This is a genomic window from Polaribacter sp. 2405UD43-2 (genome assembly GCF_058147125.1).
In genome coordinates, this window is record NZ_JBYVJX010000001.1 from 334,081 (window position 1) to 360,374 (window position 26,294).

Genomic DNA, 26,294 nt, shown 5'->3' on the forward strand with positions numbered 1-26,294 from the left:
TTACTTAATCTTCTTCCATTTAGAATTGTTATTAGGAGAAATTTTACGAACAGTTTGTACTAATTTATTTTTATTTCTGGTTTCTACACCTTCAGAATAAATCTTTACAATTTCGTCTGCTTTTGCATCAAAAAACAAACGAATTAAATAATTACCCACAGTTTTGTTATAAATGCTTTCTATAGAAAGTACAGAATCTTCAATGGTTTGTTTCCCTAAATCTTTATTAGCAACAAAATTATCTAATCCTTTTCTGTGATAATTATACATAGCTGTTCTGTAAGCAACTAATTTAGGTGATAACAAATTATCAATCAACAAAAAACGATTTTGTTTGCCCACCACATTTTTCCAAGCAGATAAGCCACTTTGTTGTGCTTGCAGCATTACATTTTGTGCTTCCTTTAAATAAACATCTCCCCCATTTTTCTTAAAAGTATCTGCATCTACTCCTAAAATAATATTTACATAAAAAACAATGGTAGAAACTAAATTACTGTCAAAAGAGTTTTTATTATAAATTAACGGATCGAACTCATTGTATTTAAAATCGAATTTATTGTCTTTTAAATTTAAAACTGGTGTTTCGTATGTAGCACCATAAACTGGTCTTGTAGATTGTACTTGTAGTGTTGCAGAAAACCTATTGTCTTCTCTAGAAGTGACAATAATATTCATCGCACAATTAATGCGTTCTTCTGGTTTTACTTCTCTATTTGTCCATTTTGTTTGATTTACAAACTCAGTTAATGATTTTTGTAATGTTTTAAAAACCTGTGTATTAGAACCTTGAACTTGATTATAATTTACATTTATCAAACAATTCAATTCTTGTGATTTTATCACAGAAACTGAAAACAATAACAAAAATAGGAGTGTTAATTTACGCATTTATTTTTTTTACAATCTCGTTCATAATGTCTTTTGCAACTGCTACTTTAGGCTTTAATTCAAAAGATTTCTCATTCAAATCCTTATCAATAATAGTAATTTTATTTGTATCTGTTGCAAAACCAGCACCTTTATCTTGCAAAGAATTTAAAACAATGGCATCTAAATTCTTTCTTTTTAGCTTGCTTTTTGCATTTTCTAATTCATTATTAGTTTCTAACGCAAAACCGACTAAAAATTGATTCTTTTTCACTGCTCCTAAAGATGCTAAAATATCTTTTGTTGGTGATAACTGAATCTCTAACGTAGCATCTTTCTTTTTTATTTTCTGAGTTGCAATATTTTTTGGTTTATAATCTGCAACTGCTGCAGAAAGAATTGCAATATCTACATCATTATAATATTTATGAGCTGCATTATACATATCATCTGTGGAAACAACATCAATTCTATGTACAAAAGAATGCTTTATTTGTTGATGACTTGGCCCTGTAATTAAATACACTTCTGCTCCTAAATTTGCAGCAGCTTTTGCAATTGCAAACCCCATTTTACCAGAAGAATGATTGCCAATAAAACGAACAGGATCTATTGCTTCATAAGTTGGCCCCGCTGTTAGCAACATTTTTTTTCCTTTTAAAGGTAATTTTGATACAATATCATTTTCTATAAATGATACAATATCTTGAGGTTCAGCCATTCTTCCTTCGCCCACTAAACCACTTGCTAACTCTCCAGAAGTTGCAGGAATCATTACATTATTAAAAGATTGTAATTTTTCTAAACTTGTTTTTGTTGATGGATGGATGTACATATCTAAATCCATTGCTGGTGCAAAATATACTGGACATTTTGCTGATAAATAAGTTGCTAATAAAAGATTATCGCAAACACCATTTGCCATTTTAGACATTGTATTGGCAGTTGCTGGCGCAATTACCATATAATCTGCCCAAAGCCCCAAATCTACGTGATTATTCCATAATTCGTTTTCATCTTCTTTATTGTAAAAAGTAGAATGTACAGGATTTTTAGAAAGTGTAGAAAGTGTGAGTGGTGTTATAAAATCTTTAGACGCAGGAGTCATTACTACTTTGACTTCTGCGCCTAATTTTATAAATGCACGAACTAAAGTTGCTGTTTTGTATGCAGCAATTCCAGCTGTTATTCCTAAGAGAATTTTTTTGTCACTTAAAACAGACATTATTCTGTTTCAGGAGTTCTATAATATACTTTATCATTTAACCACTCTTCTACTGCAATTGCAGTAGGTTTTGGCAATCTTTCGTAAAATTTAGAAACTTCTATTTGTTCTTTGTTCTCGAAAACTTCTTCTAAACTATCGTTATAAGTAGCAAACTCATCTAATTTATCAACCAATTCTTTCTTTAAATCTCCGTTAATTTGTTCTGCTCTTTTTGCAATAATAGAAATAGCTTCATAAATATTTTTTGTAGGTGCTTCTATTTCATTTTTATCATAAGTAACAGTACTTAATGCAGCATTTGTATCTTTATAATCCATAATTTATTATTATTTCTTTTGTAAATCTTGTAGTTGTTTTTTTTGCAAAGCAATTAAACTTTCTATTCTAGTTTGTTCTTTATTTAATGTTGCTAACATTTTATTAGAATCTTCTAAAAACTTAGATTCCGGAAAATTTCTTTTTAACTTTTCGTAAGCTTCAATAGCATTTTTAATACGCTCAGGTTTTCTTCTATCTGTACTTTTTAAAACAAAGTCATGAGCTGCTTTTAACCTATAATATAAAGCTTCTTCTTTAAATTCTGAACCTAAAAAATCTGACAACAAATTATCGAAAGCCTGAATTGCAGCTTTATAGTTTCTTAAATCGTAATCTGCTGTTCTGTAATACGTTTTTGCAATTTCGAAATATTTTTTCTGAAGCTTATATCTTAATTCTTTGTAATATTTATTGGCTTCATCAATTTTATCTGAATCTGGATATGTATTTATAAAACTCTGAAAAGATTCTAAAGCTTTGTTGGTATCTGTAGGATCTATACTAAAACGCGGAGAAGCTAATTTATAACTGTAAGCAGATAAGAATGCAGCTTCTTCTCTTTTAGAACTTTTTGTATAATTCTTTGAAAAACGATCAAAATAATACCCAGAGATACTATAATTTTTTTCATTAAAATTAGATTGCGCAATCATAAAAGAAATACGCTCCATTTGAGGTTTACCTCTATAACTTGGTGTTATTTTTTCAAAAAGGCGTAAAGCTTTACCATACTTTTTTGTCTCGTACATTTTAACAGCCATTTTATATTGCTCTGCTGTTGTACCTCTATTTAATACTTTTTGATATTCTCCACAAGAATAAAATACTAGTGAGAACATTAATAAACACGCTAAATTTTTAATTTTTTGCATCGGGCAAAATTAGTAATTAATTATGGATTAATAAAACGTTTTTTACACTATAAATTGTGTAGTGCAATAATCAATAAAAAATATAAAAAAAGCGATTTGTGGATACTAAAACTTTGTTAATCTTATATTTGGTTTGGCGCTGTAGTTATGAGCTGTTTTATATCATTATCAAATAAATAGAAACCTCCTTTATCGTCTCCAATTAATTTTATTTTATCTAAAATGTTTCTAGCCAAGGCTTCTTCTTCTATTTGTTCAGAAACATACCATTGTAAGAAATTGTGTGTAGCATAATCTTTTTCTTGCAAACAAATATCAACTAAATCGTTTATAGAAGCAGATACTTTTACTTCATGATTAAACAATTCTTGAAACATTTCTTTAAAGGATCCAAACTCTGTTGGAGGTGCTTCTAGTAAAGATACTTTTGCGTGTCCTCCGCGTTCGTTTATAAATTTTACCAACTTTAGCATATGCATTCTTTCTTCGTCTGAATGTGCGTACATAAATTGTGCAACACCTTCAAAACCTAAAACCTCTGCCCAAGATGCCATAGCTAAATATACTTGAGACGATTCTGCTTCAATTCTTATTTGATTATTTAATGCCTTTTCTATATTTGGTGATAACATATTTTTAATTTATAAATTACGATTAAAATTCTGCAACAAATTTAGCAATTTTAGTTGTAAGTTCTGCACTTGCTTTTACCAAAGGTAAACGTACTTCATTTTTACAAATATTTAATTCTTGTAAAACAGTTTTAATTCCTGCTGGGTTATTTTCTTCAAAAATATAATTGATAATATTCATCATTTTATAATGAATATCAAATCCTTCTTTATTATTTCCTTGCAAACCGTGATGAATCATTGTAGAAAATTGCTTTGGAAAAGCTTGTCCAATCACCGAAATTACACCAGAACCACCTGCTAAAGTAACACCCAAAGCTAAATCATCATCACCAGAAATTACTAAAAAATTTGCTGGTTTGTCTTTTAATAAGCTATAATATTGTTGCTGATTATTACCTGCTTCTTTAACAGCAACAATGTTTTTAAAATCGTTTGCTAAACGCAAAGTTGTTGCGGGTTCCATATTTTTTGCAGTTCTGCCAGGAACATTGTATAAAATAATTGGCAAATCTGTTGCTTGTGCAATGGCTTTGTAATGTTGATAAAATCCTTCTTGGGTTGGTTTGCTGTAATAAGGTGCCACAGAAAGAATTCCGTCTAAACCAGAAAAGTCTCTAGTTTTTAATTCGTTTACAACCAATGCTGTATTATTACCTCCAACACCTAAAACCAAAGGAACTCTTTTGTTATTCGTTTTTATAATAACCTCTATAATTTCTTGTTTTTCTTGGTTGGTAATTGTTGCGCTTTCGCCAGTTGTACCATTTATTACTAAGTAATTTACTCCGTTTTCTATGTTGTAATTTACCAATTTAACAAGTGCCTCAAAATCTACACTTAAATCGTTATTAAATGGCGTAACTAACGCAACTCCTGTTCCAATAAATTTTTGCATTACAATGTGTTTTAAAGATGTAAAATTACAATTTTAAGATGGATTTAATTTAGAAAAACTAAATTCTTACTAAGAATACACAACTTTTATATTAAAGTTTAATTTTTTAGTTTTTTTAGAATAATAAGATACTTTTTAAGCTCTAAAGAAAATTGTTGGATGTTTTCTATTTTTTCTGAAAACTCAATATCGTATATTTTTTGATTTACCTCAGAAAAACCAACTTTAAAAGTTGCTTTAGACTGCAAAGTTGCCAATTCTAAATATAAATGATTGGTATTAAAATAACCAATTAGCAAATGAAAAGGTTGTTCTAAAAAACTTTTAAAATTAGGTTGTGTTATCTCTCCATTCCAACTAAAATCTTTTTCAGAAAAATGCTTATAAGAAACTGGGGCTGTTTTTTCAAACTTTTTAAAGCTGTAAATTTTAGTGTTTCTTACTCCTAAAACAGACTCAATTTCTGATTGCAGATCTATTTTTGATGAGATTTCATCTAAAGTGATAATACCTACAGATTGAATCTCTTTTTGTGAAACTACCTTGTTTCTTTCTAATTTAGATAATGTTTTAGCTAGTTTTTTATGCAATCTAGCTTCTTTAAGTTTGGAAAAATTCATTCATTAATTTTGCTTAACGGGGTAAAAATAGGAATTATTTAGTTGCAATTTCTAATAAAATAAACTGATTTAATTGTTTTCCGTAAGCTTGAAAATTATCATCAGAAATTAACAATAAAGATAAATTACCATTTGCTAATTTGGGGCCTAATGTAATTCCTTCTATATTATCTATAATTCCTTTGGTTAGTTTGCTTTTAACATCCTCAAAATTAAAAATCAATCTTTTTTTGAGCGGAATAAAATCTGTGTTTTTTAGTTCATCAATATTTAAAATATTGGTGGTTTTATCGTCTATAAAAGCCTCAAAAATTCTTACTATATTTCCATAAGAACCATAACCATTTTGATACGTTCTTTCTATAATAAAAAAATGATTTTTTGTATATTCTAAAATTGCTGTAACACCATTTAAATTGATGTTTCCTTTGGCTGGTTTTGTAATTTTTTCTAGTTGATATGCAAATTGTTTGGTTGCTTTCTTAGATTGTTTGTTAAAATATGTAATTCTAATGGGCGATGATGTTTTTGTAAAAGTTGGGGCTACTCCATCAGACTTTAAAACACCTTCCATTGCTACCCAAAAACCTTTTTTGTTAATACTTTTTGATGAAGCTTCAAAAACTGCATTGTGCTTTATATTTTTTAAATTCGAAAAATGATTTGGTAATTTATATTGATGGTTAAAATTTCCTTTTTTATCGATAACAAAAATTGATGGTTGCAAATCTTTACGGATTGAACCCTCGCTAACTAAGTTAATTTCTTGAGTTTCGTCATCAACAAAAATAGACTCTAAATCTAGCGCATTTTCTTTATAAAATTTAGAAATTGTGTCTTTTAAAAAAACAACATCATTAAAGGCTACAGTATCAATTTTATTGTCCTTAATAAAAATATTGGCTGTTACAAAACGAGGGTTTCTGGCATCATCTACCACCAAATAATATTGTTTGTTACAATAATCTATTCCCGAAAATCCTCCTAAAATTGAATTTTGAAATTTTCTAGAATCATTGACAATATATTCATCTAAAAAAGTAATTCTTGTTTTTTTTACTGTAGCACAAGAAAATAAAAGTGCTATATAAATTAAGAATACAAAGTAATTTTTCATCCAAAAGAATTTTAAACAAATTTATGATTTTGTAAGAATAAATTAATCTTATCGTCTAAAATAATAAACCCAATAATTATGAATAAAAAACTAATCTTCGTGTTTAAACTAATTGTTGCCTTTATAATGTTGCAAACACTTTATTATAAATTTTCTGGTGCTCAAGAAAGTATCGATTTATTTACAAAAATAGCTGGTAAAAACGAAGCTAGTATGAGAATAGGAACTGGCATTTTAGAATTGATAGCTTCTATTTTATTGTTTGTACCAAAAAAAACTTGGTATGGTGCTTTTTTAACTGTTGGACTTATGGCTGGAGCCATTTTATCGCATTTAACCATAATTGGTATAGAATACAATAATGATGGTGGTTTACTTTTTGGTGCTGCAATGCTAACATTTTTGTTAGGAGTAATTATTTTGTTTTCTGTGAGGAAAAACATTCCTTTATAGGATAAAAATTAAATAGTTAAAATCCTGATTTTTAAACAACTAGATTTAAACTTAATTCATAGCTAATTGATATCAAAAAAAAACAATAAAAACTATTGTATTGTATTTCTTTTTTATTAATTTAGCCTCGTAATTATAATAATAGTTACATATTTATATCCCCTAAATAATAATATGAAATAAATTTTATTTTTCTAATCATCCCCCTAATTATTGGAGCCCCCTAAAATATCTAATAGTTGATTAAAAATAAAAAAAGTAATATCTATTTATTTAGAACAACAAAAGCAGTTACAATTTGTAGTTGCTTTTTTTTATATCAAAAATTAGTAAAAGTTTAATTAGATTCTTTTGCAATAACAGCTCTACAAATTAAATATTGAGCAACAATGTAAGTTATCATTATAGAAATACCATACAATTCTCTAGCTTCATAAAACCTATTAATTGCTAAGATACTATCGGAAATTATAAAAATTACTGCCCCTAAAAACAACCATAAATTTGCGGTCTTTTTCTCTTGAAAATAATTTAGCAAAGCAATTGTACCAAAAGTAGAAATGATTATGCCATAAATAATTACTGGAATTAACATATCATCTAAATTATCTTTTATTAAAAAAAACACCCCTGCAAAAGCAATAATAAAAGGCAATGAAGAAGTTATAATTTTTGCTATTGAAATTTTACTTAAATAACTTAAAGACAGCTTTATATATAAAAGATGCGCTATTAAAAAAGATACCAATCCAAATAAGAAAAACTCTTCTTTAAAAAGTAAAAAAGTATCTCCCCAAAAAGAGAAAAACAACGCAGAAACATACCAAAAATTGGCTTTATTTATGGACGTTAAATAAACAATAACCAAAGAAATGGTAATAAATGGTTTTGTAAAAAAAGCCAAAGAATCATTAAATAAAAGTCCTAAAAGATGCAGTACCACAACAATTAAAAATAAAATTGATGGTGAAAGAGTTTTGTTTTGTTTTATCATAATTTTAAAGCTTTCTTCTATTATCTTCAGATTGTGTGTCAATTAATTTATTGTAAGGATCTACACCAACTTCTACAGGTTTTTTATCAACAATAATAGAAATTTTATTATGGATTTTAGTAATCTTATGTTTTTGTAAATAGAGTTCTGTTTCTTTCTTTTTGCCATCAACTTCTTCTTCACCAAAAACACCAACATCTATATAATCTGCTAATTTTACAGATAAAATGGGTTTCTTCATTTTATCTGTTTTGTAAGTTAACGTATCTCCAACTTGGTCTCCGTAAAAGCGTTTTCCTTTTTCATTATTTCTGTATTTAGAAACCTCAAACTCAATATCTACTTGATATTTTCCGTTATCTAATGCTGTCGATTTTACATCTACTACTCTATTTCTATACAAGGTTATGGTTTCGAACATATCTTTAATTACATACTGCAAAGAATCTGGAGTTACTGCTTTTATATAATTTACCATTTCTATAGAAGTTGTATAAGGCGCTTCTTGAAACTTTACTTTTTCAACATATTTTTTTAAGGTTCCATTCAATTTTTCTTCGCCAATATAATCGCTCAATGCATAAAATACTAAAGAACCTTTTTGATAATGTATATATCCTTGACCATCATTATACATCAATGCGTTTTCACGTTTGCGCTCAAAAGTACGTTGCTGCAAGTAGCCATCTAAAGCTTTCTTTAAAAACTTACGCATTTTACTTTTTCCGTATTCGTGTTCTAAAACTTTTAAGGCAACATATTCAGACAAACTTTCTGACAACATTGTTGCTCCTAAAACATCTGCGCCAATTACTTGGTGTGCCCACCATTGATGCGCCAATTCGTGCACCGTAATTGCAAACGGATAATCTACACCACCTTCGTCAGAATCATCTACATCTGCAATAAAACCAACTGCTTCTGAAAACGGAATTGTATTTGGAAACGATTGCGCAAAACTACCCCCAGTTCTTGGAAACTCAATAATTCTTACTTGTCTATGTTGATAAGGACTAAAGTTTTTTGAATTATAATCAAGCGAAGCTTTTATTCCTTTAAACATTCTATCTAAATTGTATTCGTGTCCTTTGTGATAATAAATTTCTAAGTTTACATCTTTCCATTTGTCTTTTTTAATCTCATATTTTGCTGAATTAAATGCAAAGAAATTTAAGATTTTGCTATCCATTTTATAATGAAAATAACGACGACCATCTTTTGTCCACTCTTTTTGTAAATACCCTGGGGCAATAGCAATTTGGTCTTCTGAGGTAGAAACTGTGGCTTCAAAATCAATCCAATCTGAATCTTTAGAAATATAAGTATTTCCTAATGCCGTAGAATCTGACGGATGTGGACGCAAATCATTCTTAGGTAAATCGTATTTTTTACGCGTTTTGTTGTCTGTTAACTCGCCTGCTGATGAATATCCTAAAGTAGGATATAATTGCATATTATTTATAAAGGTTCCATTATGTCTTACAGGCGAATGGCTTCTTAAAAGCGTATTGGGTTTGTTATAAACTTCAAACGTAAGTTCTAAACTATCACCGGGTTGTAACGGTTTTGTAAGTTGATAAATATCAAAATTTTGGATGGTATCTTCCAACACCAAATTTGTGGGTTTGTTAAACTCAAATTTACTAGGATAACTGTTATGGTTTAAGAAAATGCTATCTATAACTTCATCCGTTTTATTAATCATTTTATAGGTTCCTGATGATTTAAAATCGCGTGTTTTTGGGTAGATATTCATATCAACCTTTACAGCCACAATTCTTGGTTGCGCTTTTCCTTCGTATTTTTTATATTCTTTTTCCCATTTAACACGTAGTTTTTCTCTTTCTTTTGATGAAATACTTTCGTTTAAATAGTTGTTTTCGTAATAAATGCTACCTCCAATTCCTAAAAACACAATAATTAAAACAGCTAAAACAGCTTTCGTTTTTGTATTTAAGCGTTTTTTTGCTATTTCTATTCTTTCAGAAAATGAAAACGTAATTCCTCTCATCCAGAATAAACCTGCTACAATTAATAGAATTACACCGCCAATAAACCAATAGGTTTTGTAAATAAAATATTTGCTGATGGCAGCTCCATATCCGTTCATATCAGAATATTTATACCCCGGATTTTGATTGTATTTAAAAACAGATTGTTCTATTCCTGCCAACGATAACAATGGCAATCCTATTAAAATAAGTAACAATACAAATAATCCCAAATATTGGTTTTTTATTAAGGTTTGAATTAACATTGCCAAAAATGCCCAAATAGTAAAATGCAAGAACATTAAACCGTAGACTTCTTTTAAATAATGACCAATTTCAAAATTATAATATCCTTTATAAGTTTGAAACAACACACCTGCCACAACAATTACGGCTAATAATAATAGTTGCATTTTTAATAAAGCAACAAATTTTGATAACAATAATGTCCAGTTTTTAGCAGGCGTAACATCTACAAGGTTATTTATTTTTGCCATTTCTCCTCTTCTAATTAACATTCCTGCATATAAAAAAGTGAGCAAGTTTATAAAGAAAGTAAATGTTCCTCCTGGTAATAATAACATTTGCCACGTTGTGGGATATGTTTTTGTGCCAAACAATTCTCCAGCAGTTATTGCAAAAATTAAAATGGATATCAACCCAACAATTAAAATGGCAATAAAAGGCCAACTTTTTACAATGTATTTAAAATCGATATTCGATAATTTCCAAGTTGTTTTAATATCATTCCAAAAAGAAAAATCATAATTTACTTTTGGTATTTCTACACGTGTAATTCCGCCAAAATTTTGTTTAACAACTCTCTGTCCTTTATCCTTTTTAAAGTTAAAAGAAAACGCATTTTGACTAAAAGAAAATATCTTATAAACGCCAGCCAAAACGATACTTGAAATTCCTAACCAAAGCAATCTATTGTAAATTACTACACCTTTAAAAGGTGGCATTAATTCGTTCTGTTCTGCAACCGTCCAATAACGAGTATAATAGTTGGCTGCTTGCCCGCCAAAAGGATCGAACAAAGCTGTTAAAAATCGGTTATCTGGGTTAGATAAAAAACTTTCTGCAACTGCCTGCACAAACATTAAAAGTACAACTGTAATAAAACCGGCTGCAATATTTCTAGTAAAAGTAACCACCCCAAAAACAATGGCTCCAAACAATAAAACATTCGGAATTATATAGACTAAATACGAATGCAAATACGCATAAAAATTAAAAGTACCCACAATTTCTGGGTTTGTTCCTGGTAATCTGTACCCAATAAATAATCCTATTCCCGCTACTAAAATTATCAATAAAACAATTACAAAAGCGCTAAAAAATTTTGCTGATAAATAACTTAGTTTACCAAAAGGATAGGAATATAAGATAGAATGCATATTGCTTTTGTAGTCTCTATAAACAGAAACTCCAATAATTGATGGAAACAAAAAGAATAAGAAAATTGCCATCGAATTAAACATTCCGTTTATTGCCATTGGCGAGTTTACAATTCTAGAAGATCCTGTTGTCAAGGTTAATCCATCAAAAATTCCTGCAGAACTTGAGGATAAAAAAACGGCTACAATAAAAAATATTGCTGTAAAGATATATGTGGCTGGTTTTTTAAACCAATAAGAGATTTCGTATTTAAATATGGTAGAAAACATAATTTTAATGTGTAAAAGTTGAACTGTTAAATTGTTTAATTGTGTTATTATGCAATAACAGGTTCATCTTGTTTTAAGGCGATAAAATATACATCATCTAATTGAGGTGCAGCTGCTATAAAATCATCAGCAGGTTTTTCATCAGCATAAACCCTAACATTTAAAGTATTATCTTGATTATAATTTGATGATAATAAATTAAAATTAGCTTCCACTGTTTCTAAATCATCTCTGTTAATAATCTTTGTCCAAATTTTACCTTCTGCTTCTTTAGTTGCATCTTGTGGAGTTGTATGTTTTAAAATTCTACCGCCATTTAAAATTGCCATTTCGTTACACAATTCTTTTACATCATCAACAATATGCGTAGAAAAAATAACGGTACAATTGGTACCAACTTCGCGTAAAACATTTAAAAAACGATGTCTTTCAGCAGGATCTAAACCCGCAGTAGGTTCATCAACAATTATTAATTTTGGGTTGTTTAAAAGCAATTGTGCAATACCAAAACGCTGTTTCATTCCTCCAGAATAACCCGCTACATTTTTGCGTCTAACATCATATAAATTTGTAATTTCTAACACTTCTTTTACAATTGCATTTCTATCATTTTTATTAGAAATTCCTTTTAAAGTTGCAAAATAATCTAACAAATCTTCTGCGGACATTTTTGGGTACACACCAAAAGATTGTGGCAAATATCCTAACACTTTTCGCAAAGACATTTTGTCTTCTAAAACATTAATATTACCAAAAGTAATACTACCAGTATCTGGACTTTGCAACGTTGCAATGGTTCGCATTAAAGAAGATTTACCAGCTCCATTTGGACCTAATAAGCCAAACATACCTGTACCAATTTCTATACTTAAATCATCTATCGCTTTTACACCATTCTTGTAAGTTTTGGTTAAGTTTTCAATTACTAATTTCATATTTTTGGTTTTAGTGAATTTTACTTTTGTGATAAGTGTAAAAGTAAGCACTTTTGTTACACTTTTTTGTTCTTTTTTTAACGGAAATCCTAAAAAAACGTTTTATTTTTACAAAAAGAAGTAAAAAAATGTTCTCAATACTTTTTCTTTTCTTATTTCCATCAAAAGAAAACACTAAAGAGGGCATTTAACTTTCAAACTTTTTTACATTAAAACTTTATAAACTTATATCAATGGCAAAAAAATCAATTTTAAATAAAAAATCGCTAACTTTTTTAGAAAAATACTTAAATAATGCAGCACCAACAGGTTATGAATGGGAAGGTCAGAAAATTTGGATGAACTATCTAAAACCTTATGTAGATACCTTTATAACAGACACTTATGGCTCTGCTGTTGGTGTTATAAATCCTGATGCAAAATACAAAGTAGTTATAGAAGGGCATGCAGACGAAATTTCTTGGTATGTAAATTATATTTCTGATAATGGCTTAATTTATGTGATTAGAAATGGAGGTTCAGACCATCAAATTGCACCTAGTAAAGTGGTAAATATTCATACAAAAAACGGCATTGTAAAAGGCGTTTTTGGTTGGCCAGCAATACACACTAGAAATAAAGCCAATGAAGAAGCTCCTAAACCAGATAATATTTTTATAGATACAGGTTGTGCAACTAAAGAGGAAGTAGAAAAATTAGGAGTTCACGTGGGTTGCGTTATTACTTATCCAGATGAGTTTCATATTTTAAATGGTGATAAATTTGTTTGTAGAGCTTTAGACAACAGAATGGGCGGATTTATGATTGCTGAAGTGGCTCGTTTGTTAAAAGAAAACAAAAAAGAATTGCCTTTTGGTTTGTACATTACAAATGCGGTACAAGAAGAAATTGGTTTGCGAGGAGCAGAAATGATAACAGATACAATTCAGCCAAATGTGGCAATTGTTACGGATGTTACGCACGATACAACAACACCAATGATTGACAAGAAAAAAGCAGGTCATTTAGAAATTGGTAAAGGACCCGTTGTTGCGTATGCGCCAGCTGTACAACAAAGATTACGTGATTTAATTACAGAAACTGCCGAGGCTAAAAAAATTCCTTTTCAGCGTTCTGCTTTATCTAGAGCCACAGGTACAGACACGGATGCTTTTGCTTATAGTAATGGCGGTGTTGCTTCTGCCTTAATTTCATTGCCATTAAGATATATGCACACCACTGTAGAAATGGTGCATAGAGAAGACGTAGAAAATGTTATTAAAATGATTTATGAAACATTGTTAAATATTAAAAACGGAGAAACTTTTTCTTATTTTGAGTAAATTGAATGACACGAATTTCACAGATTTACACGGATTTTTAAATGTAAAACTTCTGTAAATACTTACTGAAAAAACTAAAAATTTAAAAATGATATTTTTTGGATCCTAGCTGAAGATAATAATCTTAAACTTACTTTCTAATAAATGTTTTTATCTGTGTAAATTAGTGAAATTCGTGTCTATATAAATATGGATGAACTCATAGACATACTAACAGCAAAAGGAAAACCAACAGGAAAAACTGCTTTAAAATCTGAAGCGCATAAAAAAGGTTGGTTTCATACAACTGTTCATATTTGGTTATTTACTTCGGATGAAAAAATACTACTTCAAAAAAGAGCAGTAACTAAAAAAGTATTTCCTGGTTTGTGGGATATTTCTGTGGCAGGACATATTGCTGCTGGCGAAAAAATTCTATCGGCAGCAAAAAGAGAGGTTTTTGAAGAAATTGGTTTGCAATTAAAGGATAAAGACCTTATTAAAATTGGCACAAGAATTCATCAAGTGAAACACAAAAATGGAATTCAAGACAACGAATTTCATCAGGTATTTATTGCTGAATTAAAAGTTTCTGTAGATGAATTAGTTATTCAAAAAGAAGAAGTTGCTGGTATTAAACTCTTTGATTTATCAACCTTAAAAAACACAAAAAACCTTGAAAACGTTTTGCTTTCAAGGTTTCATAATTATTATTGTTTTGTTTATGATAAAATTATTGAGCATTTAATCTAAAATACTGCCAACTTATTTTAATGGTTTTTTAAAAAAAGAATCTGCTAATTTACCTTGGCTTACCAAAGGCAAAGTAAACTCTGTAGCAGGTCTTGCTGGTTCTGTAGGGATTCCTTTATCATCTTTTTTATACCAAATAATTTCTTTGGGTAAAAGTAATCCGTTTACGTTTTCCCATTTATTATATTTTATGATTTTATATTTCTCACTTGGTTTTTTAGATGTAAAAGTTACTGTGTACGCCAACCATTCCATTTGATAGGTTTTTGGGTTGTAATAGACAATATAATTATCATCAGGAGAGCTACCAATATTGGCTTTGTAAGAAATTTTGTAACCAGGATAATTGATTCCTTTAAAAACTAAATCCTCTACTTTTTTATAAATAATTCCATCGTCTGCTAAGACAAAAGGCATTGCATAAAAATAAAAATATAGGTTGTAGTAAAAAGTAGGATTTCCTTTATAAGTGCCTTTTTTTTCTTCATCTAACCAAACTTCTTTTCCGTCAAAACCTAAAGAATATTCTGGAGTATTAATAACCGTTTTTCTAGATTGTAAAGCTATAGTATGCACTTCTTTTCCTTTGTTAAAAGAAAGTATTTGGGCTTTTCTCCAGGCATTAATTCCACCGTGTTTTTTAAAAACTTTCCCTAATTCTACCGGGAATTTTTCTTTTTTTACTTCAGAAGTCACTTCTTTTTTCTCTTTTTTTTCTGATTTATTTTTACAAGAAAAAGCGACTAATAGCAGTAATAATACAAGTTTTTTTTTCATTTTATATTGATTTTAATTTGCTGCTAATTCATTTTACAATCGATTATCAATAATACTTTGTACAACTTCAGGGTTTAGTAATGTACTTGTATCTCCTAAATTATCCATTTCATTACTAGCTATTTTTCTCAAAATACGTCGCATAATTTTTCCTGAACGCGTTTTTGGCAATCCTTCTGAGAATTGAATTTTATCTAACTTTGCAATAGGACCAATATGTTCTGTAATAATTTGATTGATTTCTTTTCGCAAATTATCTTGAAGCCTACCTTCTCCTGTATCTTTTAAAATCACGTACCCATACAATGCACTTCCTTTTATATCGTGAGGAAAACCAACAATAGCAGATTCTGCAACTGCAGGATGTTCGTTAATTGCATCTTCTATAGGTGCAGTTCCTAAATTATGACCAGACACAATAATTACATCATCTACTCTACCTGTAATTCTGTAATAACCAACTTCATCTCGCAGAGCGCCATCGCCTGTAAAATATTTATTTTTATAGGCAGAAAAATAGGTGTCTTTATAACGATCGTGATTTCCCCAAATAGTTCTTGCAATAGATGGCCAAGGAAACTTAATACACAATCTTCCATCTACTTGATTTCCTTTAATTTCTTCTCCGTTTTCATCCATTAAACAAGGTTGAATTCCTATAAATGGTAACGTTGCATAAGTTGGTTTTGTGGGTGTTACAAACGGAATTGGTGTAATCATCATTCCGCCAGTTTCTGTTTGCCACCAAGTATCTATTATTGGGCTTTTCTTTTTCCCAACATTATCATTATACCAATGCCACGCTTCTTCATTTATTGGTTCTCCTACAGATCCTAAAACTTTTAAAGATGATAAATCGTATTTATCTACCAATTCTGTTCCGTGTTTTGCCAAGGCTCTAATGGCAGTTGGCGCAGTATAAAATTGATTGACTTTATGTTTTTCTACTATTTCCCAAAAACGTCCAAAATCTGGATAACTAGGTACGCCTTCGAACATTACAGAAGTTGCTCCGTTTGCTAAAGGTCCGTAAACAATATAAGAGTGACCAGTAATCCAACCAATATCTGCAGTACACCAATACACATCGTTTTCTTTATACTGAAAAGCATTTTTAAAGGTATAGGCTGTATATACCATATAACCAGCTGTGGTGTGTACCATTCCTTTTGGTTTGCCTGTAGAACCTGATGTATATAAAATAAATAAAGGATCTTCTGCATTCATTACTTCTGCTTTGCATTCTTTAGATGCTTTATCTAATAAAGGTTGCAACCATTTGTCACGTCCTTCTTTCATCTGAATATCAGAATTGATTCTTTTTGCCACCAAAACAGTTTCTACACAAGGACAACTTTCTAGAGCTTCATCTACAATTGCTTTTAAATCGATTGATTTTTTTCCTCTGTAAGAACCATCAGAAGTAATGACCATTTTACAATCTGCATCATTTATTCTGGTTGCTAATGCTGTGGATGAAAATCCTGCAAACACTACAGAATGAATAGCACCTATTCTGGCACAAGCCAAGGTTGCAATTGCCAATTCTGGAATCATAGGAACATAAATACAAACTCTATCTCCTTTGCCAATATTGTTGGCTTTCAATACGTTTGCAAACTGATTTACTCTTTCATACAATTGCTTGTAAGTAATATGTTCTGCTGCTTCATCTGGATTATTAGGCTCAAATAAAATAGCCGTTTTATCTCCTCTTGTTGCTAAATGTCTATCAATACAGTTTTCTGTAATATTTAATTGAGCACCTTGAAACCATTTAATTTCTGGTTTTGTAAAATCCCATTCTAAAACTTTATCCCATTTTTTTCTCCAAAGAAAATGTTCTTCTGCAACTTCTTCCCAAAAATTTTGGGGTTCTCTTATCGATTTTCTATAAACTTGATAGTATTCTTCTAAATGTTTGATGTGGTAATTACTCATAACTTCGTTTTGTTGTTTGCTTATTTTAGATTCTAAAGATACTAATCTCTAGAAAATAGTAAAGAAATTTTTATTTTTTCTACTTGTAACCTAATTTTAATCGATGAAATACAAATAATTAATGATTTCAATATGAATTCTTTTGAAGTATAATATATTTGCTATCTATGAATTTTCAGATTCTTTTAGAAACCTTTTTTAACCATTGGCATATAGTTTTACTATTTTTTACTGTATCCATTTTATATGCTGCTGTTGGTTTTGGTGGTGGTTCTAGCTATTTAGCTATTTTAGCTTTAACAGGAATCATTTTTACACAAATTAGAGCAACAGCTTTGCTCTGTAATATTGTTGTAGTGAGTAGCAATGTGGTTTTGTTTTGTCATCAAAAAAAAATCGATTGGAAAAAAATAATTCCGCTTGTTATTTTTAGTATTCCTTTAGCGTATTTAGGTGGCTATTTAAAAATAAGTCAGCAATTCTTTTTTATTTTATTAGGACTCACATTATTGTTTGCGGCAATTACAATGTGGGTTTCTAAACGTTTTGTTTCTAAGGATGAAAAAATTACAAACCAAAAGCCGTTAAAAAATGCTAGCTATGGTGGCTTTATTGGTTTTATTTCTGGAATGGTTGGCATTGGCGGTGGTATTTTTTTAGCACCTCTTTTGCATTTAACCAATTGGGATACGCCTAAAAAAATTGCTGCAACAGCCAGTGTTTTTATTTTGGTAAATTCTATTGCTGGCTTAATAGGACAGTATTCTAATCCTTATTTTACGATTGATTGGAATTTAACATCTATTTTATTAATTACTGTTTTTATTGGCGGACAAATAGGCAGCAGAATAAGCAATATTTACTTTACTCCTATTCAACTAAAAAAAGCAACCGCCATTTTAATTGCCTTTGTAAGTCTCAGAATTTTAATAAAATATTTGTTTTAAATAACAAAGATTACTTTAATATATTTGAATTTTTAAAAACATCAACCTTAATTCATCAAAAAAAATATGTTAGAAATTATTTTTACATTAGTAATGCTAATCCTTTTACAAGCTGTACTTGGGTTTGATAATCTATTATACATTTCTTTAGAATCGAAAAAAGCGCCTGAATCTGATCAAAAAAAAGTAAGAAAAACAGGAATTTTAATTGCCATTGTTTTAAGAATTGTGTTACTTTTCTTGTTGGTTTCTATTATCGATTATTTTCAAGAACCTTTTTCTTTTTTATCTGGCGGAATGAAAGATGTTATAAAATTTGCTTTTAACGGACACAGTATTATTGTTTTATTAGGTGGTGGTTTTATTATTTATACAGCTATCAAAGAAATTTGGCATATGATTGGTACCAAAGATTTAAATACTGATGTTGAGGGCGATTCTAAAAGAATAAAATCGTCTAATGCTGTTGTGGCAAGTATTGTTCTAATGAATTTGGTTTTTTCTTTCGATTCCATTTTAGCTGCTATTGGTTTAACTAGCGAAATAAAAAACGCCACCACTGCTTTTATTGTTATGGCAATTGCTATTGTTATTAGTGGTTTGTTAATGTTGGTTTTAGCCGATAGAATTTCGAGCTTCTTAGCAAAAAATAGAATGTATGAAGTATTAGGACTTTTTATCCTTTTTATTGTAGGAATAATGCTAGTTACTGAAGGCGGACATTTAGCTCACATTAAACTTTTTGGAAACGAAATTGTACCAATGAGTAAAACAACTTTCTATTTTGTATTAGCAATTTTAGTAATAGTTGATGTTGTACAAGGTAGATATCAAAAGAAATTGTTAGCTGAAAAAAGCCAATAAAATAGTTTTAAGGCAGCTTTTTTATTGTTCTAATAATTCGTCCAATTCTAATTGATAATCATATTGCAAATCTTCATGCAATTTATCGATTGCATTTTTTATCATTCTAACCTGCGTATTAAACACGTTTTGCAACCTTGTACTCCTTTTAATTGATGGTTTAAGTGCTTTTAACTTTTGGCAAAAATAAAGCAGTAATTCAGTTTCTGTTTCTTTCTTTTTAGAATATCTGATAAACTTTTTTGTGCTCGATAAAATTTTACGAACACTTTTTCTAATATAATAAAAACTCTTTGTATTTATTTCTGAAAACTGATTATCCATTTCATCTTTAATAGATTCAATGTAACCTTCTTCGTTATAAGATTCAAACAATAAATACGTTAATAACTCTTTGTTTTCTTTTTTAAATCTCGATAAATGCAAGCAGAGTTCTATTAAATCATTTACTGACTTATGCTTTAATTCATCTTTTATTTGTTTTACAGTAACCGCTTTCATCAAGTTAACATACTATTAAAAAGAAAAAAGGTAGCAATTTAAAAATTACTACCTCGTTTATTTTTATCTAAAACTTATTTGCTTTTTTTTATTTTAGGATTTAAGTAATCAGGCAATCTAGGGTTAGAAGGATCGCTAAAATCGTTTGTTAAATCATCGTCATTATTTGCATCTTCTTTGTAAGAAGGTATACCGTCATTATCATGATCTGTGTCTTTTACAAAATCTAACAATTCAATATAAAACATTAAATTTTTATTAACTAAAGATGATCCATAATTCCTTGTATCTATAGAGGTATAGGCTAATCCAGAAGGAATAAATAAAATTCCTTTACCTCCATTTAAATATGTAATAGGCCCATTAAAAGGATCTCCATTTACTTCTTTTTTTAACGAACCTCCTTTAAATTGTGTAAAACCATAAGACCATCCTCTAACCGCTAATTTATCATAAGAAAACCAAGCTCCTTTTGTATTTTTATCAAATGATTTCTTACTTAATGAGGTAGAAGATATAATGGTTTGACCCGAATATTTTGCAAAAATAGAATCTGCAATTGTAGGCATTCCTTTATCTTTATCTGGTGTAGGATCTCCTTTTCTTATACTATATACATAAAGCGTATAATTAATATCATTTCTTTTAGCAGGCATTTCTATAATATTAGTAAACAAAGGTGTTTTGCCTGCAACCATTGGTTTTACAGAATCTAAAGTAGCATCATAATAATGGTTTTTTAAAAACTTTACCAAAGAATCGTTATCTGATGAAGCTAATTTTTTATGATCTATATCTAAAAAAGGATTGTTAATTCCTTGATTATCTCTGCAAGAATATAAAACAATACCTAAAACTAGAATTCCTATTATATTTTTAATTTTATTCATTTAATCTTAAAATTTGAGTGCGCAATTTACCAATTTTATACCTTTGTAAAAAGACAAACTTTATATTTTAACTTTTTTTATGAGAATTGATAAATATTTGTGGTGCATACGAGTTTTTAAAACAAGAAGTTTAGCTACAACTGCTTGCAAAAAAGGACAAGTAAAAATTGATGGAAAAAGCATAAAACCCGCTAAAGAAGTTTTTGGTAATGAATTGATTTTAGTTAGAAAAAATCAAATAAATTATCAAATAAAAGTTTTAGATTTACCAGAAAGTAGAGTTGGCGCAAAATTGGTAGATTTATACAGAAAAGACATTACACCAAAAGAAGAGTTCGAAAAAACTGATTTATTAAAATTTGCTAAAGATTATTACCGTAAAAAAGGTACTGGTAGACCCACAAAAAAAGACAGAAGAGACATAGAAAACTATCAAGACGATACAACAGAAGATTTATGACAACTACAGAAAATATTATTTTAACGCAATCGCAAATTTCAAAAAAAATTAGAAGAATTGCGTATCAAATTTACGAAACTAACAGTTCTGAAAAAGAAGTAATTGTTGCCGGAATTATTGGTAATGGCTTTACTTTTGCCAAAAGATTAGTAGAAGTTTTAGAAGAAATATCAACTTTAAAAATAACTATTTGTGAAGTTATTATGGATAAAAAAAAACCTTTAAACCCAATTACTACTTCTTTAAATATTGAAGATTATAAAAATAAATCTTTAATTTTGGTAGATGATGTTTTAAGTTCTGGAACCACTTTAATTTATGGAATAAAACACTTTTTAGAGGTGCCTTTAAAAAAATTTAAAACCGCAGTTTTAGTAAATAGAAATCACAAAAAATATCCTGTAAAAGCAGATTTTAAAGGTATTTCTTTATCTACTTCTGTAAAAGAACACATTCAACTAGAATTTACAGATAAAGGTGCTGTTGCATATTTAGTTTAATAAATCTTTTATTTCTTTAGCAACTTCTTTTTTTGTTTTATCATCTATTTTAATACTGATTTTTGCCTGCTCATAAAAAGGACGTCTTTCAAAAAGATGTTTGGCTACAAATTCAGGAATTTTATCATCAGCTAAAGAAGCAATTAAAGGTCTTTTTGCTTTCTTTTTAATTAACCTTTCTATCATTGTGGCTGTACTTCCTTGTAAGTAAATAGATAAAATATCTAATTTATTAATTTCTTCCATATTATTGGCATAACAAGGTGTACCACCACCTAAAGCAAGTATAAAATTACCTTTTTTAGTAAGAATTTCTTTTAAATATTTGTGTTCTATCCATCTAAAATAAACTTCTCCTTTTTCTTCAAATATTTTAGAAATAGACATTTTTTCTTTTTCTACAATATAATCATCAAGATCTAAAAACTTCACAGATAACTTTTTAGAAAGTTTTCTACCAATACTAGATTTACCTGATGCCATATAACCCAATAATACTATTTTCATACAATTATTATTTGATGCAAATATGCGTAAAAAATTTTCAAAATAATACTTATAATTCCAATGATTGATAGTATATTTGCAAACGATTTACAAAAGACCTGGTAGCTCAGTTGGTAGAGCATCTCCCTTTTAAGGAGAGGGTCCTGGGTTCGAGCCCCAGCCCGGTCACAAAAAAAGGTTAAGCAATCGCTTAACTTTTTTATTTTACAGAATGCGCACGTGGCGGAATTGGTAGACGCGCTACCTTGAGGGGGTAGTATTCGTAAGGATGTGGAAGTTCGAATCTTCTCGTGCGCACTTTAATTCTTTTTTTAAATAGAAAGGGTTTCACAAAAAATTAACCTTTCTAAACACTTTTATTACTAATATTGCAATATGCAAAGATTACTATTCATTTTGTGCTTTATATATTCCGTTAGCACTTTTTCTCAACAAGACTCAATTCAACCAATAAAAAAATTAAAAGGTCAGATTATTCATGCAGAAAACAAAAAAGTTTTAAGCGCTGCTCACGTTTTAAATTTAAATTCTGTACAAGGAACCATTACTAATGACAAAGGTTTTTTTGAATTACCAACAAGAGTTAATGACACCATTTTAGTTTCTTATTTAGGATTTGCATCTATAAAATTAAAAATTACCAACGATTTATTAAAAGGAAATGAATTGTTAATTGCTCTCTACGAAAAACCTGAAGAAATAAGAGAAGTAGTCATAAAATCTACAAAACTTATAGGTGTTTTAGAAGTTGATGTTAAATTGGTTCCTAAAGATAAATTTACACGTATTAAAATTAATGGACTACCACAAACTTATGAAATTGGTAAACCTAGAGGAAAAAACTTCTCCTCTCCTATTGCAGCTTTGTTTCAACCTGTAGATTTTTTGTATAATCTTTTTGGAAAAAAACCGAAACAGTTAAAAAAACTAAAAAAGCTTAAAAAAGAAGATGATTTGCGTAAAATGTTAGCAGGTAAATTTGATAGAGAAGTTATGATGGAGTATTTAGAAATGGATAGACAAGAACTCACAGAGCTCTTATCAGATTGTAATTACTCTGAATATTTTATAAAAAAAGCCTCTGATTTACAAATGATTGAAGCAATTTTAGATTGTTACGAGAGTTACAAAGCGCTCAAAAAAGGGAAAATTGATAGAGATAAAATTCCTGTAAAAAATTAATAAAAAAAGGTCAAGAACACAGTTCTTGACCTAGATCAACTATTAAAAACTAACTAATTAATAACTAAAATACGGTTGTAATGTATTTGTAGTTATGCTTTCTTCTTGTATTCCAAGTCATTCTTTTAGATTGAATAATTTGTACTGTATTATGCTTCTGTTCTTTATTTAAATTTGTACTATTCATTTTTATTGATTTTATACTCATAAGACGACGTCATTATAAATAAGTTACGCATCAATAATTACTTTAACAGAACTTTAAGAATGCTGCAAAAATTAAGTTTTAAAATTCCAAAAAGACAATAAGTAAATCCTTAAATAATAGTGATTTAGAACTAACTGTTAATCCTGCAAAGGCAGGATAAAAGTCGGTTTAGATTCCTGCTTTCGCAGGAATGACAAAGAGAGGTATCAATACAAACTACTCATATTTTTTCATTTCTTCATCGTAAAATTCGCCAGCTTTGTCCATTAAAACTGCCAATTCTGTGGCAATGTCATCTTCCTTTTCACCAGATAAATCTTCAAACCACTCAATTTCATCATCTTTTAAATTAATCATAAAACGAGGAAATTCTGTATGTAACACAAAAATATCTTCTGGAAAATTGCTATTATCTGCCAATAAAAATTTAGGTAAGTTCATTTTTTTATATTTTTAATCTTGTTTTTCTTTTATCAATTTTAAAGTTAAAGAATTAAATCTAATAAATAATAAAATTGAGGCTGTTGTTAATCCTGCCAAAAGTCCTAACCAAATACCAAAACTACCATACATTTCTTCTTTTCCTAAATAATAAGAAACAGGAAAACCTATTACCCAATAAGAAATAAAAGTAAGAATTGTGGGTATTTTTACATCTTGCAAACCTCTTAACGCACCCAAAACCACCACTTGTATGCTGTCTGAAATTTGAAAAAATGCTGCTGCCAATAATAATTTTGATGCTATTGCAATTACTTCCATATTATCTACATAATTCGTAGTATCATTTAAATCAACATAAATATTAGGCAAACTTTTATGAAAAATAAAGAAAATACTGGCAAAGAAAACTGCAAATAAAACACCTAATAAAAATATTGAAAAAGCAATTCTTCGTAATTCTTTAAAATTTTGCAATCCTTTTTGATTGCCTACTCTAATCATAGAGGCAACACTTAAACCCATTGCCACCATAAATGTCATAGAAGATAGGTTTAATGCAATTTGATTTGCCGCTTGCGGATTTTTACCCAGCAAACCACTTAACCAAATAGCAGTAGTAAATATGGCAACTTCAAAAAACATTTGCATAGCACTTAAAGAACCTAAATTGATAATTCTTTTTATCATTAAAATATCTAACACAAAGAATTTTATATTTTTTACTATTTGTGCAGAGCGTTCTTTAAATCGTAACAAAGTTCCTAAATAAATAACCATTATTATTCTAGATGCTAAGGTTCCGTAAGCAGCACCAACAATACCCATTTCTGGGAATCCGAATTTTCCAAAAATTAATACATAATTTAAAACTACATTTACAATATTTGCCAATAAAGTAGCATACATTGGGTATTTTGTCATAGACATTCCATCACTAAACTGCTTTATTGCCTGAAAAATAACTAACGGAATTAACGAAAAAGCGACCAAGTCTAAATACGGAATTGCTAATTCTACAACCTCTTTTGGCTGTTTCATTAAATACATTAAAGGTTTCGAAAAATAGATTCCTAAGAACAAAACAATCCCTAAAGTGGTACATAAAAACAAACCACTTTTGTAAGTAGATCTTGCTTGTTTTAAATTATCTGATGCATCTGCTTCTGCGATTAAAGGTGTAATTGCAGTAGAAAAACCAATACCAATAGACATTGCTATAAACATAAAACTATTACCTAAAGAAACAGCTGCCAATTCTGCGGTACCTAATTGCCCAACCATAATGTTGTCTATAAAACTCACAAAAGTGTGTCCTAACATACCTAACATTACTGGGGCTGCCAGTTTCCAATTGTATTTAAATTCTGATGTGTATTGAGAAATATTCAATTAAGTGCCTTTTTTCTAGCTGCGAAGATATTTATAAAAAACGAACAATATTAATAAAATAGAAACTGTTTAATTTGATTAAAAAATGTATTTTTGAAGCTCACAAAATTTTACGAAATGGCAAATATCACATTAAAAGGAAATGCAATTAATACTATTGGAAACTTACCAAAAATTGGTTCTAAGGCTCCAAATTTTACATTAACAGCAATAGATTTATCGTATAAAAGTTTATCAGATTTTTCTGGTAAAAATATCATTTTAAATATTTTTCCTAGTGTAGATACTGGCACTTGTGCAACTTCTGTTAGAGAATTTAACAAAAAAGCAGCTGATTTTAAAAACACAGTTGTACTTTGTATTTCTAAAGATTTACCATTTGCGCAAGCTCGCTTTTGTGGTGCAGAAGGTATAGAAAATGTGGTAATGCTATCTGATTTTGCTACTGGTAAATTTGGTAAAAATTATGAATTAGAAATTGCAAATGGCCCTTTAGCTAACTTGCATTCTAGAGCTATTGTTATTATTGATGAAAAAGGAAATGTAGTTTATACAGAACAAGTTTCTGAAATTGTTGACGAACCCAATTACGAAGCAGCCTTAAAAGCAATATAGTTAATGAAAAATCCTAATGATAGTTTTTTAAGAGGAAGACTTAGAAGTATGAAGTTCGCAATAAGAGGAATGTGGCTTTTAATAACTACTGAAGATAGTATTAAAGCTCAGATTTTCTTTGCAATTATTGCTACACTTTTCGGATTTTATTTTAATATATCTGCTACAGAATGGATGTTACAATGTATTGTAATTGGTTTAGTTTTAGTTGCAGAAGCATTAAACACTGCTGTAGAAAAAGTAGCAGATTTTATACATCCAGATTATCATAAAAAAATTGGTTTTATAAAAGACATTGCTGCAGGAGCACCAAGTTTTGCTGCAATTATTTCTTTAATTATTGCCTGTATAATTTACATTCCTAAAATAACTTTATTATTTTAGGTAAATCCGTATATTTACTGCTAAAATAGACCG

The 26,294-nt window shown here is 29.2% G+C and carries 29 protein-coding genes and 2 tRNA genes; 12 read left to right on the forward strand and 19 right to left on the reverse strand.

All coding sequences use genetic code 11. From position 1 onward, the window contains the following. The 8 genes from porD to ACY2RX_RS01715 form a co-directional block, all read right to left on the reverse strand. Window positions 1-891, reverse strand: a complete 891-nt coding sequence (porD, locus tag ACY2RX_RS01680; RefSeq protein ID WP_490102220.1) for a type IX secretion system protein PorD — start codon at window positions 889-891, stop codon at window positions 1-3. Continuing rightward, window positions 884-2,095 carry a bifunctional phosphopantothenoylcysteine decarboxylase/phosphopantothenate--cysteine ligase CoaBC gene (gene coaBC / locus ACY2RX_RS01685; protein ID WP_490102221.1) on the reverse strand — a complete coding sequence of 404 codons (1,212 nt, stop codon included), beginning with the start codon at window positions 2,093-2,095 and terminating at the stop codon, window positions 884-886. Before coaBC ends, porD begins: the two co-directional genes overlap by 8 nt. Next, window positions 2,095-2,415 (reverse strand): DNA-directed RNA polymerase subunit omega, encoded by a 321-nt coding sequence (locus ACY2RX_RS01690; RefSeq protein ID WP_490102222.1) that lies wholly within the window; start codon window positions 2,413-2,415, stop codon window positions 2,095-2,097. The genes coaBC and ACY2RX_RS01690 overlap by 1 nt, the downstream gene beginning before the upstream one ends. Before the next feature lie 9 nt (window positions 2,416-2,424). Beyond that, window positions 2,425-3,288 carry an outer membrane protein assembly factor BamD gene (locus ACY2RX_RS01695; protein ID WP_490102223.1) on the reverse strand — a complete coding sequence of 288 codons (864 nt, stop codon included), beginning with the start codon at window positions 3,286-3,288 and terminating at the stop codon, window positions 2,425-2,427. Between the two features lie 122 nt (window positions 3,289-3,410). Continuing rightward, window positions 3,411-3,920: a ferritin gene (locus ACY2RX_RS01700; RefSeq protein ID WP_490102224.1), complete on the reverse strand. Its 510-nt coding sequence runs from the start codon at window positions 3,918-3,920 to the stop codon at window positions 3,411-3,413. A gap of 22 nt (window positions 3,921-3,942) precedes the next feature. Further along, on the reverse strand, window positions 3,943-4,818 hold the full coding sequence (gene dapA, locus ACY2RX_RS01705; protein WP_490102225.1) for a 4-hydroxy-tetrahydrodipicolinate synthase: 876 nt from the start codon (window positions 4,816-4,818) through the stop codon (window positions 3,943-3,945). Window positions 4,819-4,916: 98 nt separating this feature from the next. Next, window positions 4,917-5,438 carry a DUF6913 domain-containing protein gene (locus ACY2RX_RS01710; protein WP_490102226.1) on the reverse strand — a complete coding sequence of 174 codons (522 nt, stop codon included), beginning with the start codon at window positions 5,436-5,438 and terminating at the stop codon, window positions 4,917-4,919. Window positions 5,439-5,472: 34 nt separating this feature from the next. Further along, a complete protein-coding gene (locus tag ACY2RX_RS01715; protein WP_490102227.1) occupies window positions 5,473-6,555 on the reverse strand; it encodes an esterase-like activity of phytase family protein in 1,083 nt (360 codons plus the stop codon). Between the two features lie 78 nt (window positions 6,556-6,633). Between ACY2RX_RS01715 and ACY2RX_RS01720 the strand changes: the two genes are divergently transcribed. Beyond that, window positions 6,634-7,008, forward strand: a complete 375-nt coding sequence (locus tag ACY2RX_RS01720) for a DoxX family membrane protein (protein ID WP_490102228.1) — start codon at window positions 6,634-6,636, stop codon at window positions 7,006-7,008. Window positions 7,009-7,345: 337 nt separating this feature from the next. On the opposite strand, the gene ACY2RX_RS01725 is transcribed toward ACY2RX_RS01720, so the two are convergent. The 3 genes from ACY2RX_RS01725 to ACY2RX_RS01735 are packed head-to-tail and all read right to left on the reverse strand — an operon-like array spanning window position 7,346 to window position 12,598. Continuing rightward, the gene (locus tag ACY2RX_RS01725) at window positions 7,346-8,002 is read right to left on the reverse strand and encodes a lysoplasmalogenase (RefSeq protein ID WP_490102229.1); all 657 of its coding nucleotides are present in this window, start codon (window positions 8,000-8,002) and stop codon (window positions 7,346-7,348) included. A gap of 4 nt (window positions 8,003-8,006) precedes the next feature. Continuing rightward, window positions 8,007-11,663, reverse strand: a complete 3,657-nt coding sequence (locus tag ACY2RX_RS01730) for a M1 family aminopeptidase (RefSeq protein WP_490102230.1) — start codon at window positions 11,661-11,663, stop codon at window positions 8,007-8,009. Window positions 11,664-11,710: 47 nt separating this feature from the next. Beyond that, the gene (locus ACY2RX_RS01735) at window positions 11,711-12,598 is read right to left on the reverse strand and encodes an ABC transporter ATP-binding protein (RefSeq protein ID WP_490102231.1); all 888 of its coding nucleotides are present in this window, start codon (window positions 12,596-12,598) and stop codon (window positions 11,711-11,713) included. Between the two features lie 233 nt (window positions 12,599-12,831). Between ACY2RX_RS01735 and ACY2RX_RS01740 the strand changes: the two genes are divergently transcribed. After that, window positions 12,832-13,920 (forward strand): M42 family metallopeptidase, encoded by a 1,089-nt coding sequence (locus ACY2RX_RS01740; RefSeq protein WP_490102232.1) that lies wholly within the window; start codon window positions 12,832-12,834, stop codon window positions 13,918-13,920. A gap of 189 nt (window positions 13,921-14,109) precedes the next feature. Further along, on the forward strand, window positions 14,110-14,652 hold the full coding sequence (locus ACY2RX_RS01745) for an NUDIX hydrolase (RefSeq protein WP_490102233.1): 543 nt from the start codon (window positions 14,110-14,112) through the stop codon (window positions 14,650-14,652). A 12-nt stretch (window positions 14,653-14,664) separates the two neighbouring features. Here ACY2RX_RS01745 and ACY2RX_RS01750 read toward each other — a convergent pair whose 3' ends face one another. Both ACY2RX_RS01750 and acs read right to left on the reverse strand, forming a co-directional pair. Beyond that, the gene (locus tag ACY2RX_RS01750; RefSeq protein WP_490102234.1) at window positions 14,665-15,429 is read right to left on the reverse strand and encodes a DUF6503 family protein; all 765 of its coding nucleotides are present in this window, start codon (window positions 15,427-15,429) and stop codon (window positions 14,665-14,667) included. Between the two features lie 33 nt (window positions 15,430-15,462). After that, on the reverse strand, window positions 15,463-17,394 hold the full coding sequence (gene acs / locus ACY2RX_RS01755; RefSeq protein ID WP_490102518.1) for an acetate--CoA ligase: 1,932 nt from the start codon (window positions 17,392-17,394) through the stop codon (window positions 15,463-15,465). Between the two features lie 143 nt (window positions 17,395-17,537). Between acs and ACY2RX_RS01760 the strand changes: the two genes are divergently transcribed. Both ACY2RX_RS01760 and ACY2RX_RS01765 read left to right on the forward strand, forming a co-directional pair. Continuing rightward, on the forward strand, window positions 17,538-18,317 hold the full coding sequence (locus ACY2RX_RS01760; protein WP_490102235.1) for a sulfite exporter TauE/SafE family protein: 780 nt from the start codon (window positions 17,538-17,540) through the stop codon (window positions 18,315-18,317). A gap of 66 nt (window positions 18,318-18,383) precedes the next feature. Beyond that, window positions 18,384-19,181 (forward strand): TerC family protein, encoded by a 798-nt coding sequence (locus ACY2RX_RS01765; protein WP_490102236.1) that lies wholly within the window; start codon window positions 18,384-18,386, stop codon window positions 19,179-19,181. 21 nt (window positions 19,182-19,202) lie between these two features. Here ACY2RX_RS01765 and ACY2RX_RS01770 read toward each other — a convergent pair whose 3' ends face one another. Both ACY2RX_RS01770 and ACY2RX_RS01775 read right to left on the reverse strand, forming a co-directional pair. Then, window positions 19,203-19,682 carry a hypothetical protein gene (locus ACY2RX_RS01770; RefSeq protein WP_490102237.1) on the reverse strand — a complete coding sequence of 160 codons (480 nt, stop codon included), beginning with the start codon at window positions 19,680-19,682 and terminating at the stop codon, window positions 19,203-19,205. Window positions 19,683-19,756: 74 nt separating this feature from the next. Then, a complete protein-coding gene (locus ACY2RX_RS01775) occupies window positions 19,757-20,572 on the reverse strand; it encodes an FKBP-type peptidyl-prolyl cis-trans isomerase (RefSeq protein WP_490102238.1) in 816 nt (271 codons plus the stop codon). A gap of 79 nt (window positions 20,573-20,651) precedes the next feature. On the opposite strand from ACY2RX_RS01775, the gene ACY2RX_RS01780 reads away from it, so the two are divergent. Together ACY2RX_RS01780 and ACY2RX_RS01785 are read left to right on the forward strand one after the other, a co-directional pair. Further along, window positions 20,652-21,032, forward strand: coding sequence for an RNA-binding S4 domain-containing protein (locus ACY2RX_RS01780; RefSeq protein WP_490102239.1), 381 nt, complete (start codon window positions 20,652-20,654; stop codon window positions 21,030-21,032). After that, window positions 21,029-21,532 (forward strand): phosphoribosyltransferase domain-containing protein, encoded by a 504-nt coding sequence (locus tag ACY2RX_RS01785; RefSeq protein WP_490102240.1) that lies wholly within the window; start codon window positions 21,029-21,031, stop codon window positions 21,530-21,532. The genes ACY2RX_RS01780 and ACY2RX_RS01785 overlap by 4 nt, the downstream gene beginning before the upstream one ends. On the opposite strand, the gene ACY2RX_RS01790 is transcribed toward ACY2RX_RS01785, so the two are convergent. After that, window positions 21,524-22,039 (reverse strand): shikimate kinase, encoded by a 516-nt coding sequence (locus tag ACY2RX_RS01790; RefSeq protein ID WP_490102241.1) that lies wholly within the window; start codon window positions 22,037-22,039, stop codon window positions 21,524-21,526. The genes ACY2RX_RS01785 and ACY2RX_RS01790 overlap by 9 nt on opposite strands. Before the next feature lie 95 nt (window positions 22,040-22,134). Between ACY2RX_RS01790 and ACY2RX_RS01795 the strand changes: the two genes are divergently transcribed. The 3 genes from ACY2RX_RS01795 (at window position 22,135) to ACY2RX_RS01805 (ending at window position 23,221) form a co-directional block, all read left to right on the forward strand. Beyond that, window positions 22,135-22,207 (forward strand) — tRNA-Lys (locus ACY2RX_RS01795). 45 nt (window positions 22,208-22,252) lie between these two features. Then, window positions 22,253-22,336: transfer RNA gene (locus ACY2RX_RS01800), tRNA-Leu, on the forward strand. Window positions 22,337-22,414: 78 nt separating this feature from the next. Beyond that, window positions 22,415-23,221: a carboxypeptidase-like regulatory domain-containing protein gene (locus ACY2RX_RS01805; protein WP_490102242.1), complete on the forward strand. Its 807-nt coding sequence runs from the start codon at window positions 22,415-22,417 to the stop codon at window positions 23,219-23,221. 64 nt (window positions 23,222-23,285) lie between these two features. Here ACY2RX_RS01805 and ACY2RX_RS01810 read toward each other — a convergent pair whose 3' ends face one another. From ACY2RX_RS01810 to ACY2RX_RS01820, 3 genes are all read right to left on the reverse strand, one after another. Further along, a complete protein-coding gene (locus ACY2RX_RS01810) occupies window positions 23,286-23,408 on the reverse strand; it encodes a hypothetical protein (protein ID WP_490102243.1) in 123 nt (40 codons plus the stop codon). Window positions 23,409-23,645: 237 nt separating this feature from the next. Beyond that, complete coding sequence (locus ACY2RX_RS01815; RefSeq protein ID WP_490102244.1) at window positions 23,646-23,870, reverse strand: DUF8828 family protein; 225 nt, start codon at window positions 23,868-23,870, stop codon at window positions 23,646-23,648. Between the two features lie 12 nt (window positions 23,871-23,882). Then, window positions 23,883-25,262: an MATE family efflux transporter gene (locus ACY2RX_RS01820; RefSeq protein ID WP_490102245.1), complete on the reverse strand. Its 1,380-nt coding sequence runs from the start codon at window positions 25,260-25,262 to the stop codon at window positions 23,883-23,885. A gap of 117 nt (window positions 25,263-25,379) precedes the next feature. On the opposite strand from ACY2RX_RS01820, the gene tpx reads away from it, so the two are divergent. Together tpx and ACY2RX_RS01830 are read left to right on the forward strand one after the other, a co-directional pair. After that, window positions 25,380-25,877: a thiol peroxidase gene (tpx, locus tag ACY2RX_RS01825; protein WP_490102246.1), complete on the forward strand. Its 498-nt coding sequence runs from the start codon at window positions 25,380-25,382 to the stop codon at window positions 25,875-25,877. A gap of 3 nt (window positions 25,878-25,880) precedes the next feature. Beyond that, on the forward strand, window positions 25,881-26,261 hold the full coding sequence (locus ACY2RX_RS01830) for a diacylglycerol kinase family protein (protein ID WP_490102247.1): 381 nt from the start codon (window positions 25,881-25,883) through the stop codon (window positions 26,259-26,261). Window positions 26,262-26,294 lie beyond the last annotated feature (33 nt).